At 65.4% G+C, this 16,406-nt stretch carries 16 protein-coding genes; 8 read left to right on the top strand and 8 right to left on the bottom strand.

Features of this window, described 5'->3' with window-relative positions; genetic code table 11:
- Positions 1 to 96 precede the first annotated feature (96 nt).
- The 4 genes from NKI61_RS13435 (at position 97) to NKI61_RS13420 (ending at position 4,681) form a co-directional block, all read left to right on the top strand.
- On the top strand, positions 97 to 921 hold the full coding sequence (locus NKI61_RS13435; RefSeq protein WP_023715131.1) for an ATP-binding cassette domain-containing protein: 825 nt from the start codon (positions 97 to 99) through the stop codon (positions 919 to 921).
- Positions 918 to 2,177 carry a sugar ABC transporter permease gene (locus tag NKI61_RS13430; RefSeq protein ID WP_023693834.1) on the top strand — a complete coding sequence of 420 codons (1,260 nt, stop codon included), beginning with the start codon at positions 918 to 920 and terminating at the stop codon, positions 2,175 to 2,177. Before NKI61_RS13435 ends, NKI61_RS13430 begins: the two co-directional genes overlap by 4 nt.
- Before the next feature lie 27 nt (positions 2,178 to 2,204).
- Positions 2,205 to 2,933, top strand: coding sequence for an SDR family oxidoreductase (locus NKI61_RS13425; protein ID WP_352839759.1), 729 nt, complete (start codon positions 2,205 to 2,207; stop codon positions 2,931 to 2,933).
- Between the two features lie 140 nt (positions 2,934 to 3,073).
- Positions 3,074 to 4,681 carry an FGGY-family carbohydrate kinase gene (locus tag NKI61_RS13420; RefSeq protein WP_352839758.1) on the top strand — a complete coding sequence of 536 codons (1,608 nt, stop codon included), beginning with the start codon at positions 3,074 to 3,076 and terminating at the stop codon, positions 4,679 to 4,681.
- Between the two features lie 10 nt (positions 4,682 to 4,691).
- Here the strand turns inward: NKI61_RS13420 and NKI61_RS13415 are convergent, their stop codons facing one another.
- From NKI61_RS13415 to NKI61_RS13390, 6 genes are read right to left on the bottom strand one after another with little or no spacing between them, the layout of a single operon-like run.
- Complete coding sequence (locus NKI61_RS13415; protein WP_027048767.1) at positions 4,692 to 5,621, bottom strand: phosphatidate cytidylyltransferase; 930 nt, start codon at positions 5,619 to 5,621, stop codon at positions 4,692 to 4,694.
- Positions 5,622 to 5,660: 39 nt separating this feature from the next.
- Positions 5,661 to 6,329 carry a lysophospholipid acyltransferase family protein gene (locus tag NKI61_RS13410; RefSeq protein WP_023672504.1) on the bottom strand — a complete coding sequence of 223 codons (669 nt, stop codon included), beginning with the start codon at positions 6,327 to 6,329 and terminating at the stop codon, positions 5,661 to 5,663.
- A 3-nt stretch (positions 6,330 to 6,332) separates the two neighbouring features.
- Entirely contained in the window at positions 6,333 to 6,767 is a 435-nt protein-coding gene (locus NKI61_RS13405) for a hypothetical protein (RefSeq protein ID WP_023828786.1), read from the bottom strand.
- 10 nt (positions 6,768 to 6,777) lie between these two features.
- Positions 6,778 to 8,118: a phosphatase PAP2/dual specificity phosphatase family protein gene (locus NKI61_RS13400; protein WP_023828785.1), complete on the bottom strand. Its 1,341-nt coding sequence runs from the start codon at positions 8,116 to 8,118 to the stop codon at positions 6,778 to 6,780.
- A 4-nt stretch (positions 8,119 to 8,122) separates the two neighbouring features.
- Positions 8,123 to 9,904 carry a bifunctional alpha/beta hydrolase/class I SAM-dependent methyltransferase gene (locus tag NKI61_RS13395; protein WP_502899895.1) on the bottom strand — a complete coding sequence of 594 codons (1,782 nt, stop codon included), beginning with the start codon at positions 9,902 to 9,904 and terminating at the stop codon, positions 8,123 to 8,125.
- Positions 9,905 to 9,945: 41 nt separating this feature from the next.
- Positions 9,946 to 10,548, bottom strand: coding sequence for a CDP-alcohol phosphatidyltransferase family protein (locus tag NKI61_RS13390; RefSeq protein ID WP_352839756.1), 603 nt, complete (start codon positions 10,546 to 10,548; stop codon positions 9,946 to 9,948).
- A gap of 237 nt (positions 10,549 to 10,785) precedes the next feature.
- Here NKI61_RS13390 and NKI61_RS13385 point away from each other — a divergent pair, with 237 nt between their 5' ends.
- The 3 genes from NKI61_RS13385 to NKI61_RS13375 are packed head-to-tail and all read left to right on the top strand — an operon-like array spanning position 10,786 to position 13,546.
- Positions 10,786 to 11,787, top strand: a complete 1,002-nt coding sequence (locus NKI61_RS13385; protein WP_352839755.1) for a TIM barrel protein — start codon at positions 10,786 to 10,788, stop codon at positions 11,785 to 11,787.
- Complete coding sequence (locus NKI61_RS13380; protein WP_023727034.1) at positions 11,784 to 12,659, top strand: MurR/RpiR family transcriptional regulator; 876 nt, start codon at positions 11,784 to 11,786, stop codon at positions 12,657 to 12,659. Before NKI61_RS13385 ends, NKI61_RS13380 begins: the two co-directional genes overlap by 4 nt.
- A complete protein-coding gene (locus NKI61_RS13375) occupies positions 12,656 to 13,546 on the top strand; it encodes a ribokinase (RefSeq protein ID WP_023742400.1) in 891 nt (296 codons plus the stop codon). Before NKI61_RS13380 ends, NKI61_RS13375 begins: the two co-directional genes overlap by 4 nt.
- Positions 13,547 to 13,687: 141 nt before the next feature.
- On the opposite strand, the gene NKI61_RS13370 is transcribed toward NKI61_RS13375, so the two are convergent.
- Together NKI61_RS13370 and NKI61_RS13365 are read right to left on the bottom strand one after the other, a co-directional pair.
- A complete protein-coding gene (locus NKI61_RS13370; RefSeq protein WP_245270983.1) occupies positions 13,688 to 14,188 on the bottom strand; it encodes a hypothetical protein in 501 nt (166 codons plus the stop codon).
- Between the two features lie 95 nt (positions 14,189 to 14,283).
- On the bottom strand, positions 14,284 to 15,231 hold the full coding sequence (locus tag NKI61_RS13365; protein ID WP_352839752.1) for a LysR family transcriptional regulator: 948 nt from the start codon (positions 15,229 to 15,231) through the stop codon (positions 14,284 to 14,286).
- 106 nt (positions 15,232 to 15,337) lie between these two features.
- On the opposite strand from NKI61_RS13365, the gene NKI61_RS13360 reads away from it, so the two are divergent.
- Entirely contained in the window at positions 15,338 to 16,348 is a 1,011-nt protein-coding gene (locus NKI61_RS13360; protein ID WP_352839750.1) for a zinc-dependent alcohol dehydrogenase family protein, read from the top strand.
- Positions 16,349 to 16,406: the final 58 nt, after the last annotated feature.

The raw sequence follows: 16,406 nt of genomic DNA, 5'->3' as shown, positions 1-16,406 counted from the left end.
GATGACCTAGAATCCTGATCCTGCTTTCCGGCCGCCCTTGCGGTGGCCGGAAGTTCGCAGTCACTCTTGACCGCCCATCCGGAAAGGTTTGCCACCATGTCTGACATCTCTGACGGACCGGTTTCGGCAGGCGAGCTGGTGCTCAGCCTGCGCGGCATCTCGAAGAATTTCGGCGCCGTTTCGGCGCTCACCGATATCGATCTCGATGTCCATGCCGGCGAGGTGGTGGCGCTGGTCGGCGACAATGGCGCCGGCAAGTCGACGCTGGTCAAGATTCTGGCCGGCGTCCACCAGCCGAGCTCGGGCACCATCAATTTCCGCGGCAGGCAAGTGACGATGCCCGACCCGAGCGCCGCGCTGACGCTCGGCATCGCCACCGTCTTCCAGGATCTCGCACTGTGCGAAAACCTCGACGTCGTCGCCAACATCTTTCTCGGCAAGGAGATCAACCCGCTGCGGCTGGACGAGGTGGCGATGGAAATTCGCGCCTGGACGCTGCTCAACGAATTGTCGGCGCGTATTCCAAGCGTCCGCGAGGCGGTCGCCTCGCTGTCCGGCGGCCAGCGCCAGACCGTGGCGATCGCCCGCTCGCTGCTGCTCGACCCCAAGGTCATCCTGCTCGACGAGCCGACCGCCGCTCTTGGCGTCGCCCAGACGGCGGAAGTGCTGAACCTCATCGACCGGGTGCGCGAGCGTGGGCTCGGCGTGCTGATGATTAGTCACAATATGGAGGACGTGCGCGCCGTCGCCGACCGCATCGTCGTGCTCAGGCTCGGCCGCAACAACGGCGTCTTCGAACCCGACGCCTCGAACCAGGAACTGGTCAGCGCCATCACCGGCGCCGCCAACAATGCAGTGTCGCGCCGCGCCGAACGGCGCAAGGCCGCCGAACAAGCGAACAATCAGGAGCAGCGGCCATGAGCGCGGAGCCCAAGCAGGACACCTCCTCATCGACGGCGCTCGACCGCAGCGACGTGCGCGTCAAGCACCAGGCCGGCGTTGGTGGCGCCATCAGCGCCTTCTTCGACCGCGTCCGCTCCGGCGACCTCGGCTCGTTGCCGGTCATCGTCGGCCTGGTCATCATCTGGAGCGTGTTCACCGCCCTCAATCCGGTCTTCGTCTCGTCGAGCAATCTGGTCAATCTCCTGTTCGACTGCTCGACCGTCGGCGTCATCGCGCTCGGCATCGTCTGTGTGCTGATGGTCGGTGAGATCGACCTGTCGGTCGGCTCGATCAGCGGCTTTGCCTCGGCCATGGTAGGCACGCTGTGGGTCAACCAGGGCTGGCCGGTGGCGCTCGCCATCCTCGCCGCAATTGCCGTCGGCGGTTTCATCGGCGCGCTCTATGCCTTGCTGTTCAACCGGCTCGGCATGCCAAGCTTCGTCTCGACGCTCGCCGGCCTGCTCGCCGTGCTCGGCCTGCAACTGTATATTCTGGGCTCCACCGGCTCGATCAATCTGCCCTATGGGTCGAACCTGGTGAATTTCGGCCAGTTGCTGGTCATGCCGGACTGGCTGTCCTATGCACTGGGGGCATTGCCCGGCATCGTCATGCTGATCAGCGGCCTGCGCACCGTCAGCCGCCGCCGGGCCGTCAATTTGTCGGCGCCGTCTGTCGGCGGCCTCATCGTGCGCGTCGCCGCCCTGACCATCCTGCTCGAACTGATCGTCGGTTATCTCAACCAGGCGCGCGGCATACCGTGGATGTTCGGCCTGTTCGTCGGCTTGGTGGTGGCGATGAACTATGCGCTGACCCGCACCCAATGGGGCCGCTCGATGACCGCCGTCGGCGGCAACCGCGAAGCGGCGCGCCGGGCCGGCATCAAGGTGCGCTCGATCTACCTCAGCGCCTTCGTCATGTGCTCGATGTTTGCCGCCCTCGGCGGCGTCCTGTCGGCGGCGCGGCTGGCCTCCGCCAGCCAGCAGGCCGGCACCGGCGACGTCAACCTCAACGCCATTGCGGCGGCGGTCATAGGCGGCACCAGCCTGTTTGGCGGCCGTGGCAGCGCCTATTCCGCGCTGCTCGGCATCATCGTCATCCAGTCGATCGCCAGCGGGCTGACCTTGCTCGATCTGTCATCGTCGCTTCGCTACATGATCACCGGCGCCGTTCTGGCAATTGCGGTCATCGTCGACTCCCTGGCACGCCGCTCGCGGGTTTCCCACGGCCGAGCCTGAACCAACAGAGAATACGAGGATAGAAGAATGGCTCAGGATTTGAGTGGAAAAGTCGCGGCGATCACCGGCGCCGCGTCGGGCATAGGCCTGGAATGCGCGAGAGCGCTGATTGCCGCCGGCGTCCGCGTTGTGCTCGTCGATCGCGCCGAAGACGCGCTGAAAAGCGTCTGCACCGAACTCGGTCCCAACGCGATCCCGCTGGTGATCGATCTGATGAAGCCGGCCAGCGTCGCGACGATGATGCCGCAAATCCTGGACAAGGCCGGCCAGCTCAATATCTTCCACGCCAATGCCGGCGCCTATGTCGGCGGCCCGGTGCTCGAAGGCGACCCGGATGCCTGGGACCGCATGCTGAACCTCAACATCAATGCGGTCTTTCGTTCCATCCACGCCGTGCTGCCGCATATGGTGGAACGAAAGACCGGCGACATCATCGTCACGTCCTCGATCGCCGGACTGGTGCCGGTGGTCTGGGAGCCGATCTATACGGCATCCAAGCATGCCGTGCAGGCCTTCGTCCACACGGTGCGCCGGCAGGTCGCCCCGCACGGCCTGCGCGTCGGCGCGGTGCAGCCGGGGCCGGTGGTGACAGCGCTGATCAGCGACTGGCCGAAGGACAAGCTTGAGGATGAATTGGCCAAGGGCGGCCTGATACAACCGGTCGAGGTCGCCGAAGCCGTGCTGTTCATGCTGACTAGGCCACGCAACGTCACCATCCGGGACCTGGTGATCCTGCCGCAGAGCAATGATTTGTGAGGCAATAGGCATTAGGCAGCAGGGAATGGGGAGAGGCTCTTGCAACTGACGGTTCACTGCTGACCATCTCGCCTACTGCCTACTGCCTACTGCCTACTGCCTACTGCCTACTGCCTACTGCCTAACTTCTGAGGTTCCCCATGTCCCACTTCCTCGGCATCGACGTCGGCACTGGCAGTGCCAGGGCGGGGGTGTTCGACAGCAAGGGCACCATGCTTGCCTCGGCGAAGCGCGACATTGCTTTGTTCATCGAGCCGGGTGAAATCGCCGAACAGTCGAGCGAGGACATCTGGCGTGCGGTTTGCGCCAGCGTGCGCGAGGCGGTGACGAAGTCGGGGCTCGCTGGGCGCGACATTGCCGGCATCGGCTTCGACGCCACCTGTTCGCTGGTCGTGGTCGGCAAGGACGGCGCGCCGTTGCCGGTCGGCAGTTCCGGCGACAGCCAGCGCAACATCATCGTCTGGATGGATCACCGCGCGCTCGACCAGGCGCAGCGCATCAATGCCGGCAAGCACGCCGTGCTCGACTATGTCGGCGGCACCATCTCGCCGGAGATGGAGACGCCGAAGCTGCTGTGGCTGCGGGAAAACCTGCCCGAAAGTTTTGCCGCGGCCGAGCATTTCTTCGACCTGACCGACTATCTGACCTGGCGCTCGACCGGCAGCCTGGCCCGCTCGATCTGCACGCTGACCTGCAAATGGACCTATCTCGGCCATGAGCGGCGCTGGGACGACGCCTATTTCCGTGCCGTCGGCCTCGGCGCGCTCGCCGATGAAGGCTTTGCCCGCATCGGCACCGAAATCGTCGAAGGCGGCACGGCACTTGCCCAAGGCCTGACTGAGGCCGCCGCGGCCGATCTCGGCCTGCTGCCGGGAACGCCGGTTGCGGCCGGCCTGATCGATGCCCATGCCGGCGGCGTCGGCACGGTTGGCGGGCAGGGCTCGGTCGGCACCTTGCAGTCGCGCATGGCCTATGTGTTCGGCACTTCGGCCTGCACCATGGCCAGCACCAGCGAGCCGGCCTTCGTGCCCGGCGTCTGGGGTCCGTATTTTTCCTCGATGGTGCCGGGGCTTTGGCTCAATGAAGGCGGGCAATCGGCGGCGGGTGCTGCAATCGACCACCTCGTCGCATTCCATCCGGCCACGGCTGAGGCATCCGCAAAAGCCAAGGCGGAAGGTCTCGGCCTGACCGCTTGGCTTGGTCAGCAGGCGGCGAAACAGTCCGCCGACCTGTCCGCAGTAGCGCACCTAGCCGATGGACTGCATGTCGTGCCGGAATTCCTCGGCAACCGCTCGCCCTTCGCCGATCCCGAGTCCAAGGCCCTGATCGCCGGGCTTGGCATGGACACGTCCCTCGACAGTCTGGTCGCGCTCTATGTCGCCGGCCTGCTGGGCATCGGCTACGGCGTTCGCCAGATCCTGGCGGCGATGGCCAAAAAAGGCATTGCCATCGACACTATCGTCGTCAGCGGCGGTGCGGCGCAAAGCGAGCTGGTACGTCAGCTTTTGGCCGACACCACAGGCCTGACCGTCGCCGGTTTGACCTCGCCCGAACCGGTGCTGCTCGGCTCAGCCATATTGGCTGCGGTGGCGGCGCAAAAATTTCCCGATGTGATCGCGGCGATGACCGGCATGTCGCGCATCGGCGACATCTATCGCCCGGCCGGCGGCGATCTGGTGCCTTGGCACGACAAGCGCTTCGCCGCCTTCGAACTGTTGCAGCAGGCGGGCCGCGCGATCCGCGATTGAGCGGCTTCGCTCACGTCCAGAAATAGCGGACGATGTGGAAGAACACCGGCGCGGCGAAGACCAAGCTGTCGGCGCGGTCCATCATGCCGCCATGGCCTTCGATGAGGTGGCCCCAGTCCTTGACCCCCTGGTCGCGCTTGATCGCCGACGCCACCAGCCCGCCGAGGAACCCCATCAGGCAGGCGATGAAGGCGACGCCTGCCGCCGCCAGCGGCGAGAACGGCGTCAGGAACGACAGCAGCGCGCCGAGAAGGCTCGATGCCACCAGCCCGCCGACCAGCCCTTCCCAGGTCTTCGAGGGCGAGACGGAGGGCGACAGAAGATGCCTGCCGAACAGCTTGCCGAAAATGTATTGCAGCACGTCGCTGCCTTGCACGGTGATGATCAGGAAGGCGATGAGCAGGAGGTTGCGGCCCTCGAAACCGGGCACGTTGAGGGTCAGCAGCGCCGGCACATGGCTGACGCAGTAGACCGAGATCATGACCGCCCATTGCTGCGCGGACACGCGCTCGAGGAAGCGCTCGGTGTCGCCGTTGAGCGCGGTGACCGCCGGCATCAAGAGGAAGCAGTAGACGGGGATGAAAATGGTGAAGAGCCCGTACCAGGCGGTCCACACCAGCCAGTACTGGAAGGGAATGATGATGCCGAACATGCCGAGCAGCACCCAGTGGTCGCTGCGCCGGCTGTGCGTCAGCGTCACGAACTCGCGCAGCGCGGCAAACGAGATCAGCGCAAACAGGATGGTCATGCCGGTGCGGCCGAAGAAGAAGGCGACGGTGATCGCCAGCACCATCACCCACCAGGCGTTGATGCGCTGGTTCAAGTTGACGAGCGTCGAGGGCAGCGGCTTCGGCGCCCGCCATGAGAGGATACCGGCAACGATGCTCGCCATGGTCAGCACGCAGATCAGGCCGGCCAGCAGGATGACGGTTTCATGCATTGGCGGCAGTGTCATACGAAGTCTCTTTGCCTGGTCATGCTAGTGGTCCCGATCGGGACGCGGGTTGAGCGACAGCAGCGTCTGGCGCGCGCGCTCGAGGAAGGTGCGGCGTTCTTCGCCGGGCGCGATCGCCACCGGCGGACCGAAGACGACGCGGCACAGAAGCGGCACCGGCAGGAACTGGCCCTTGGGCAGCACGCGCGACATGTTCTCGATCCAGCACGGGATGAGCTCGACATCGGGCCGCGCCATCGACAGATTGTAGAGGCCGGAGCGGAACGGCAGCAGATCCGCCTCCGTCGTGTTGCGAGTGCCTTCGGGAAACAGGATCAGCGAGTGGCCGTCGTCGAGCACCGACAGCATGATCGAGATCGGGTGTTGCGTTTCGTCGGTCCACTGCCGGTGGATGAGCACGGACGACAGCATGTCCTGCGCGATGAAGCGGCGCAGCCGCGACTTGCCCCAATATTCGGCCGCCGCGATCGCATGGGTCCGGGCGCGCACCTTCTCACTCAGACAGGCCGACAGCAGGATGAAATCACCATGGCTGGCATGGTTGGCGAAGTAGATGCGCTGCCGCTCCGACGGCTGGCTGCCGTTCCAGATTGGTCTGACGCCGGTTACCACCCAGGCCGCCGCCGACAGGCCGACCGACGTCACCGTCTGCAGCAAGGTGAAGGTGTTGGCGCGCAGGTGAAGTTTTGTCATGGCTCAAACAAATGCTGCGAAAAGGGATGCCGCAGCAAACATGGCGAGCGCCATGCGCTGCCTTGTCAGCAGGCGGCGCGTGCCTGCCATGCGATGGTTAAGCGAGCGGCCGCCGGCACCGGTGGATTTCAGGCGCATGCGCGTCAGCACATCGTCGACTGCGGCACCGCCGGCGGCCTCGCTGGCGTGGCTTGCCATCAGCCGGAACAGCAGCGCATCGAACAAAAGCACGGCCGAAAGAGCCAGCGTGGCCACGGCGCTCGCCGCCTCGACCAGCCAGGCCGCCGCGGGCAGCGCTGTCGTCTGCGGCCCGGCCACCAGGCCGATGACCGGCGTTGCCATCACAGCCGCCACCACCAGCAGGATCGGCCACACCGCCTGCACCATCAGTCCGGCGGCGAATATTTCGGCCTTCTCGGGAAAATTCTCGCCACTCATGCCGGCCAACTCATGTCGGTTCTTCCAGCCCGATCTGAAGGTGCACGGGCCTGCCCGACGCGGCGAGTTTCTTGCGCGCCTGTGCAGTTGTGTGCGAGCGCCCCGTCACCACCAGCCAGTCGGCGACGATGGCTGCACTGCGCTGAAAGCCGAGCGCGCAGCAGACCAGGACGGTGCCGCGCCGGCGCGCCAGCTCGATCGCCGCCACCGCTCGCTCCAGCCTGTCGTGAGGCGGCGCCACGAGGTCGAGCATCGCGTAGCTGATCCAGCGGCAGGTCACGCCGCGCGGCCGTTCCATCTCGCCGGCAAGGTCGATCACTGTGCCGAAGCGGTTGGCCTCGTCGTCACTCGGAAACCGGCCGAGGAAAACACCGTCGGTGATCTCCACTTGCGGCGCCAGTTGGCGGGTCCATACCCACACATTGATCCGGGCGCCAAGCCGGTAGGGCAGGAGCAGGATACGGTTGGCCAGTGAGACGCTACCATCGGCTGCCTTCTGGAACACTTTGGCGCCGGCCCCAGCATAGCCGAAGGCGACGATGGCCAGCGCCAATGCCGGCCACAACAGGATGAGAAAATCGGCGGAGACCAACGCGCCCTCGGCAGCGCCGGCCAGGGCAAGGGCCGCCCCCAGCCCGTAATAACCCGCCAGCCGCCGCGCCCTTGGGTCGGCGGTCAACCGAAAACCCCAGAATGGCAGCTCGCCCTTGGACGGAAACAGCCACAGCGCAAACAGGCCGAGCAGGGCGCCGGTCGGAATGTCGATGAAATGATGCTGCCAGGTCGTCAGCACCGAGGCGCCGATGAGAAAACACCAGACGTGCCAGACCGGGCGGAGAATGCCGCCGAGACGGTGACGTGCCAGAACGTGACGCCAATGGTCCCAGATGATCACCAGGAGTGCGATGTGCAGGGATGGCGCTTGGTTGAACGGCTTGTCGAAACCACCGAGCACCGCAAACAGGAAACCCGGCAGGCCGGTGGTTTCCGGCCGCACGAAGGTCGCCGTCAGCGGGAACGCTATGAAGTAGGCGACGGCAATGATCTGCGCCGAGAGATAGCGGCCGGCGAGCCGGTTGACACCGCGCCTGGTCGTGTTGAGCAGCAGCGATAGGCCGTAGAACAGATTGATCGACCAATAGGGCACGATCGTCCAGGCGACGAAAGGGATGGCGTGTTCCCAGGCAAACATGATGCTGCCGACATGGTCGCGCCGCGACGCCAGCCAGTTGGCAAAGCCATAGGTCGAATAGAAGAACGGCGCCAGCAGCGCCAGCCAAAGGGCGGCCCTCAGCACGATGCCCAAATAGGGTTCCCGCGCCGGGGCAGGGTCAGTGACAGGCAGGGCCATGGTCTCAGACGCGCCGTGCGACCGAGACGGTGAAGATGCCCCATTGGTCGATGCGCTGGTCGATCTTTTCGAAACCGGCAGCCGTCACCAACTGGTCCATCTCGCCCTGCGTGCGCCGCCGCATCACCCAGGCCTGGCCGCCGCGATGCGAGGTCAGGCTGCGCGCGATCATCTCCAGCTGCGGATGCCATGGCTGGTTGGTGTAGACGAGCAGGCTGCCGGACTGCATGGCGCTGGCCAGCCCGCCGAGCGAGCGGGAAATCATCGTGTTGTCGGCGAACAATTCGTAAAGCCCGGAGACGACGGCGAGGTCCGGCGCCGGCTTTTGCCCGGCCAGCATGTCGGCATCGAAGGCGTCGGCCTGGTGGAAGCTGACGCTGGTCGGCAGACGCCGCTCGGCGATCAGCTTCGAACCCAACCCGACATTGAGCTCGGAATAATCCTGCAGCCGCACGCTTGCTGGTGGTTCAGTGCATTTGGCGACGGCATCGAGCACATAGCGGCCGTGACCGGCGGCGATGTCGAGCATGTGGACGGGACGGCCGGCTGCCATCAGGCTGGCGGCGGCGTTGCCGATCAGCTCTTCCAGATGCAGCTTGCGCTGGCGGATGCCGCGCCAGCCGATCGCGTCGAGGAAGGTGCGGTCGATCATGCGGCCGATGAAGCCGGTGCCGCGCGCGTCGTTCTCGTAGACATAGTCGAGCGTCGAGCCGGAATCGAAGCCGGTGGCGATGCCAATCTTCATGCCCGAAGACAGCCAGGCGCCCATGCGGATCGAGGCGCGACTCATCGCCCAGAAAATTCCCTTGGGCGACAACAGCGTCAGCGGCGAGGCGAGCCTCTCGGCCTCGTCGCGGGTGTAGCCGGCGCGGTCGGCCTGAAGCAAGTCGATGGTTTTCTCCGGCGTGGCAAATTGCTTTTCGAGGAACGGCCGGATCAAGTCCAGCGCCTGCTTGCGATCGCGCTCGCCCAGCGTGTCGTGGAAGAAGCCGGGCAGCACATGCCGCTCCTTGGCGCTGCTGCCGAGATTGACGAAGAATTCGTGCTGCGGTCCATGCCGCACCACCCAATCGCTGCCGGAGATCAAGAGCTGCGTCGGCACGGTGATGGCGCGCGCGTCCGAGACGATGCGGGCAGCGTGGTCGTAAAGCTCGACCAGGATGTTGGAGGCGATCGGTCGCGTGATCAGCGGATCGGCGTCGAAGGAAGCGATGCGCTCGGCATCATGCGTCAGGAACTTCGCCTTGACGTAGGAATTGACGAAGAAGCGGCCCTTGAGCTTCTGCCACAGCGCAATGCCCTCTTTGGCGAAGGGCACGTAGAGCTTGACCGAAAAGGCCGGTGAAGCCACCACCAGCGCGCGGATGTCGGGCGCATAGTCATGCACCCAGGCAGCGGCCAGCACGGCGCCGAAGGACTGCGCGATCAGCGCGATGTCGCGCTGGCCAAAACCATCCCGGCCGATCTCGCGCACCAGGCAGTCGATGTCGCGCACCAGGGCGGCGAAGGAGGGCGCATAGCCGCGTTCGCCGGCCGAGCGGCCATTGCCACGTGCGTCCCAGGCGTAGAAGGCATGGTCGGGCATGGCGAGTTCGTCGACCAGATGCGCCATGCGGCCGCCATGCTCGTGACCGCGATGGAACAGAAGGATCGCACCCTTTGGCGTCGACCCGGCGGCCGGCCAGTAGCGGTAGAAGATCTCGGTGCCGTCATGGCTCTTGAAGGTGCGCTCCTGCGCGACGCGCTCGAGGCTTGCCGGTGCTACGGCGGCGATGGTCTGGTGGATCATGGTTTCCCTCTGGCGGTCGGGTGCCTGACGCTTTGGCATCAGGTGCCGCCCGCTCTAAGGCCGCTGCGTATCCGGTTGATGGCGGTTATCCCCGACAGTGTAGCCATGATCGGAAACACAAACGGCGCGATCCCCGCCACCCACAGGCCGCAAGCGAGGAGAAAGCCGATGACGCCGAGCACCAGGGCTCGGTCGCTCTTGCCGATCGGCCCGGCATAGTTGCGCCCGCTGCCTGCGGCAACGCCAAGCACGCCGGCGAACTCGACCAGCATGGCGGTAATAGCGAAGGCGACGACACCCCAGGCCGGGAACAAGGTGGCAAAGGCCAGGATCAGCGCCAAGTCCGAGACGACGTCGCAGAGTTCGTTGAGATACATGCCGAGTTTTGATGCTTGCCGATGTTCCCTGGCCAGCATCCCGTCAATGGCGTTGAGCGCCATGCGCACGAACAGCACCACCGGCATCAAGAGGAAAACCAGGGGATGGAAGGCAAAGGCCGCGACCACCAGGCCGGTGGCGATGGAGAGCGCGGCGGCGAGAAGCGTGATCTGGTTGGCGGTGACGCCGGCATCGGCCAGCCGGTCGGCCAGCGGCCGCAGCCTGGCCTGAAAGGCCGGTTTCAGTTGATAAAGCGTTGGCATGTGCGATCCCCCAACCGCGGCTCATGACAGTGTCGGCGAGATTGGTCAATCGGCAGGCAGGGCGCAAGGGCTCGCACCAGCATCCGCACCGTTGCGGGACTCGAAACTCCCGGCATGGATGCAGAGGCGCAGCCGAAGATCTCCGCCAAGCAGGATGTTGCGCGCTACAAACCGCCTCGGAAATGAGAACTTTACAAATATTCGTATTTATGTGAAGTAAACACTGAAAGGTTCATCATGACAAACAGTCGCTTCGCCACCCGCCTGAATTCCTTCGCCTCGCGGCCGCAAGCCGAATGGCCTGATCTCACCGGCAAGCCGTCCATGCTGCAGATGGCAGCCCGCGCGGCCAAGGTCGACGGGCTGACCGATCTTGATCTTAATTTCCCCGACCATGTCAGTGAAAAGCCGGCCGAAATCGCGCGAAAGCTCGGTGATCTCGGGCTTTCCATCAATGGCTTTGCCATGCGTTATTACTCCAATCCGGCCTTCAAGCTCGGCGCCTTCACCAATCCGGACCTGGCGGTGCGCCGCGAAGCCATCGACCTGACCAAGGCCGGTATCGATGCGGTGCGTGCGGCCGGCGCCAGTCTGATGACGCTGTGGCTGGGCCAGGATGGCTTCGATTATGCATTTCAAACTGACTATGCGACGCTCTGGCAGCACGAAATCGAGGGGATTCGTGAAGTTGCCGCGCATGATCCCGGCTGCCAGATCAGCCTGGAGTACAAGCCTAACGAACCGCGCTCCTACTCGCTGATGCCGGATGCCGCGACCACCTTGCTGGCGATCCGCGATGTCGGCCTACCCAATCTCGGCGTCACGCTCGATTTTGCCCATGTGCTCTATGCCGACGAACAGCCGGCCTTCGCCGCGGCGCTGATCGCTCGCCACAGCAAGCTGCTCGGTGTCCATCTCAACGATGGCTATGCCAAGCGCGACGACGGCCTGATGGTCGGCGCGGTGCACACGCTGCAGACCATCGAACTGCTGCGCCAGATCCGCCGCGACGGCTATGCCGGCGCCATCTACTTCGACACCTTCCCCGACATGACCGGGCTCGATCCGGTGCGCGAATGCGAAGTCAACATCGCCACCGTCAAGCGCCTGCTGTGCGTTGTCGACCGGCTGGAGAAGGATAACCGCCTGTCCGCCGCCATGGACAGCCAGGACGCTGTGACGTCGCAGGCTATCGTCCAGGAAGCCATGCTCGGGCCGGAGACGAGGGGACGTGGATGACGTTGAGCAATCTCGATCTGAAAGCCGTGGGGCCGCGCATCCGCATGATGATGCCGCATCTCACCCCGCTTGAGGCCAAGGTGGTGGAAACCGTCTTCGGCCGGCGCGGTTTCGACCAGACCATTCCGCTCAAGCAGATCGCCGAGGAGGCCGGCGTGTCCGAGGCGATGGTGGTCAAGATCGCCAAGAAACTCGGCTTCTCCGGCTACCGCGACTTCCGCACCGCCGTCTATGAATACAGCCGCCTCCCGACCGCCGAGATGCACCAGGAACTGTCGGTCGACGACAGCTCGGCCGAGATCGTGCAGAAAGTGTTCCGCACCTCGATCCAGGCGCTGGAGGAGACGCTCGCGATCCTCGACATGGACGATTTCGACCGTGCTGCCGATCTGCTCTACCGCGCCAGGAACCGCGATTTTTATGGCGTCGGCGGCTCCGCCCAGATCGCTCGCGACGTCTCGCACAAATTCCTGCGCATCGGCATCCGCGCATCGGTCTATGACGACTCGCACATGATGCTGATGTCGGCCTCGCTCCTCGGCGCCGACGACATCGCCGTCGGCTTCTCGCATTCCGGCAACACGTCGGCCGTCATCGACGCCATCCATCTTGCCCGCAAGAGCGGCGCCCGCACGCTGGCCATCACCAACTACGACAACTCGCCGCTGGCCCGGATTGCCGACATCGTGCTGTGCTCGACGGCGCAGGGATCGCCGCTGATGGGCGAGAACGCGGCGGCCCGCATCGCGCAGCTCAACATCCTCGACGCGCTGTTCGTGGCGGTGGCGCAGCGCGACTACCAGGCGGCGGAGCGCAATCTCGGCCGCACCATGTCGGCGGTCACCTCGAAGCGAAAAGACCGCGGCACATGACGGTTCCGCTGGTCACCGTCTTCGGCAGCCTGCACTACGACATTATGGTCGACGCGCCCGACCGTCCGCGCAAGGGCGAGACTGTGACCGGCCATGCCTGGCAGCCGAAATGCGGCGGCAAGGGCGGCAACCAGGCGGTCTCGGCGGCACGCGCCGGCGTGCGCGCGGCGATGATCGGCGCCGTCGGCGACGACGATTTCGGCACGGCGCTGCTGGCCAATCTCGATCGCGCCGGCGTCGATCGCCGCTTCGTGCGCGTGGCGGCAGGCGCAGGCTCCGGCATGAGCGTGGCGATCTTCGACAGCGATGGCGACTATGGTGCGGTGATCGTCTCCGGCAGCAATCTCATCCTGGGCGGTGATGACATCGCGGCTGCGGGCGAGGTGGTGGTACAGACGGCAGTGCTGTTGCTGCAGAACGAAGTGCCCGATGCCGCCAACATCGCTGCCGCGCGCGCGGTGAAGGCATCCGGCGGCCGCGTCGTGCTCAACGCCGCACCGGCGCGAACACTGTCGGCCGAATTGACCGCGCTGACAGACATCGTCATCGTCAACGCCATCGAAGCGGAATTTCTCGCCGGTGTTCCGGTCGTCGATACGCTCGCCGGCGCAGCCGAAGCCGCGCGGCGGCTGATCGATACCTACCCCTCGGCGATCGTCACCGCCGGCGGCGAAGGCGTCGCCTATTGCGACCGGACCGGCGCGGCCTTCGCGCTGGCGGCCGTCCCGGTCAAGGTCGTCAGCACCCATGGCGCCGGCGACGAATTCGTCGGCGCCTTCGCGGCAGGCCTCGCGCGTGGCCATCCGATGGAAGCGGCGATTGCCACCGCCAATGCCGCCGCCGCCTCGCTGGTGGCGACACCGGAGGGAGAGCGCAGCTCGCGTTGAAAACTCAGGCCGCATGTTGCGCCTCCAAAACCCGTGCCCCCGTCGATGAGCGAAACGGCAAACCGGGCGCGGCGAGAACCTGCTTGGCTTTGCCCTGACGGAGGCGCGGGACCAAGCTGCGTGGTCGAAAGTCGGGAGCCCTCAGTCCGCTTCGCCAGATGACCCTTTGCCGCACTGCGTCAGCACCTTGCCGATGGCCGCGCTCGAGCCGGTCAGCGGAAAGCTGTTCTCGCCATATTTGTCGGCCGTAACCGTGAGGTCGCCCTTGCCGCGCAACAGGCCGAGCAGTGGATCGTCTTTGCTCAGCTCAGCCGTGAAGTAATTATACATGGCCTCGAGGTCGAGCTTTTTGGTCACGCTCTTGTCACCGCCCTTGAAGGTGAAGGAAGCGCTGATGCCGGGCTCCAGCTGCTGGCCGGCCGCGCCCAGATCGTAGCTCAGCAGCGGCTTGTCGAAACAGACCAGCATCAGATGCGCATCGGCCTTCGGTCCGCCGCACACCGAAGCCGTCAGCACGCTGCCGCCTTCGTCTTCTTCCATCTTGGCGCTCCAGTTGCAGGACGCGGCAAAAGCCGGCTGCGCGGCTTGCAGCGCGGCCAGAACGGAACTTGCCATGATGAACTTCGCCAATGCACTTTGCATGATCCCCTCCCAACCTTCCTTCAACGAGATCATACAGGACAAAAGGCCTGTTGACAGCGGCATATGCCGTCTTAGCCCCCGGCGCGCCCCATTGATCAAGCCTTTGAGACCGGCCTCGACGTCCAGGGCGGCTCCGGCGCGAAGCGCTTGCCGATCCAGTCGGCGAAGGCGCGTGTCTTGGCGGCTTGTCCCTTGGCCGAGGGCATGACGACATAGACCGCGCCTTCGTCGGCCAGCGTCCAGTCCGCCAGCACCGGCACCAGCCGTCCGTCGGCGAGTTCGCGTCCGACCAGCCAGTCGGTGCTCATCATCAGGCCGAGGCCCTGCACCGCGGCTTCGACCAGCACCTCGGCGTCGTCGCAAACCATCGGCCCCGAGACTTCGACGTTGACGCGGCGTCCCGAACTGTCGGTCATCTCCCAGGTTGGAAAGGTCTGGAAGCCGGAGAAGCCGAGGCAGGCGTGTTCTGTGAGCGCTTCCGGCGCTTCCGGCGTGCCCCGGCGGGCGAGGTAGGAGGGAGCAGCGCACAGCAACCGCCGCCGTGTCGCGATCTTGCGCGCCACCAGGCGCGAGTCCTCCAGCGCGCCGAGACGGACGGCGACATCGAAGTTCTCTGCAACGAGATCGACGAACCGGTTGGAGAACTCGGCCTCGATGCGGACATCCGGGAACGTCGCTAGAAATTGCGGCAGCAGCGGCCCGATCCACATACGCCCAAAGGTTCCCGGCAGCGCCAGCCGCAGCAAGCCGCGCGGCGTCCCGCTGGCATGCGCGGAAGCAGCAGCCTCGGCTTCGTCTACCGAGGCCAGGATGGCGCGGACGCGTATCAGGAACTCCGCTCCCGCCTCCGTCAACGATACGCTTCGGGTGGTCCGGTGCAGCAGCCGCACGCCGAGCCGCTGCTCCAGCGATTGCAGGCGGCGTGACAGAACCGTCGAGTCGCGCCCGACGCGCAACGCTGCCTTGGTGAAGGAGCGCGCTTCGGTGATGGCCGCAAAGGCGGCCATTTCGGCAAGGCTGGCGGGGTCGTGTGATTGCTGCATAAAGCACAGGACTCAAATGTAAAAATTCCGGATTATCTGCTTGTAGCGCAGCAGATAGCTTCACTCAATCCTGACGATTGACCCCTTAAACAGGAATGCGTGAGCCATGAAAGCCATCGAACTGACCGCCGCCAAACTGGACGCCTTTCGCGCCACCACCATTGCCACGCCTGAACCGCAGCGCGGCGAAGTGCTGATCCGCCAGCGCGCCGCGAGCCTGAATTTCGTCGATGTGGCGGTGGCCAGCGGCAATTATCGCGTGCCCGGCTTTCCGCTCATTCCCGTCGCCGACGGCGCCGGCGAGATCGTCGCGCTGGGGGAGGGCGTTACGGATTTCGCCGTCGGCGATCGCGTCGTTGCCCATGCCAAGCCGCGCTGGATCGGCGGTCCGCCCCGGCCTAACGAGATGACACAGATGCGCGGAATTTCGCTGCCGGGGTCGCTCGCCGAATATGTCGCGCTGCCGGCCAACTCGCTCGTGCCGGTACCGGCTCGTCTCTCCTTCGAGGCGGCGTCGACACTGCCGATCGCCGCGACCACCGCCTGGAACGCGGTCTGCGCCGCCGATGTCGGGCCGGGCTCGGTCGTCGTGCTGCTCGGCACCGGCGGCGTCTCCATCTTCACCCTGCAGCTGGCGAAAGCCGCCGGCGCCACCGTCATCATCACTTCTTCGTCGGACGAGAAGCTGGGGCGGGCGAAGGCGCTCGGCGCCGATCATCTCATCAACTACCGCGCGACGCCCGACTGGGACGGCAAGGTGCTGGAACTGACCGGCGGCCTCGGCGCCGACCTCGTCGTCGAGACCGCCGGCACCGCCACCTTCGCCCGCGCCGTCAACGCCACCGCGCCTGGCGGCACGCTGTTCACCATCGGTTTCGTCACCGGCGCCGAGGCCACGGTCGACCTGCTGCCGATCATCATCAAGGCGCTGAAGGTGGTCGGCAACAACACCGGGTCGGTATCTGACCTTCGCGCCGCCGTCCGCGCCATCGCCGCCGCCCGCATCGACCCGGTCGTCGACAAGGTGTTCTGCCAGGAGCAGGCGGCCGAAGCCTACGCGCACATGGCGGCAGGCGGGCAGCATTTCGGCAAGCTTGCGTTCAAGCTCGACTGGTAGCCGAGGCGCGCGACCTGCCAATCTCCCCCCTTGAGGGGAGATGCCCGGCAGGGCAGAG

The organism is Mesorhizobium sp. M0514, from assembly GCF_040321145.1.
In the GTDB taxonomy this organism is placed as follows: Bacteria; Pseudomonadota; Alphaproteobacteria; order Rhizobiales; family Rhizobiaceae; genus Mesorhizobium.
The sequence above is the reverse complement of the archived record's forward strand: the minus strand, read 5'-3'. Positions and strand labels throughout refer to the sequence as shown.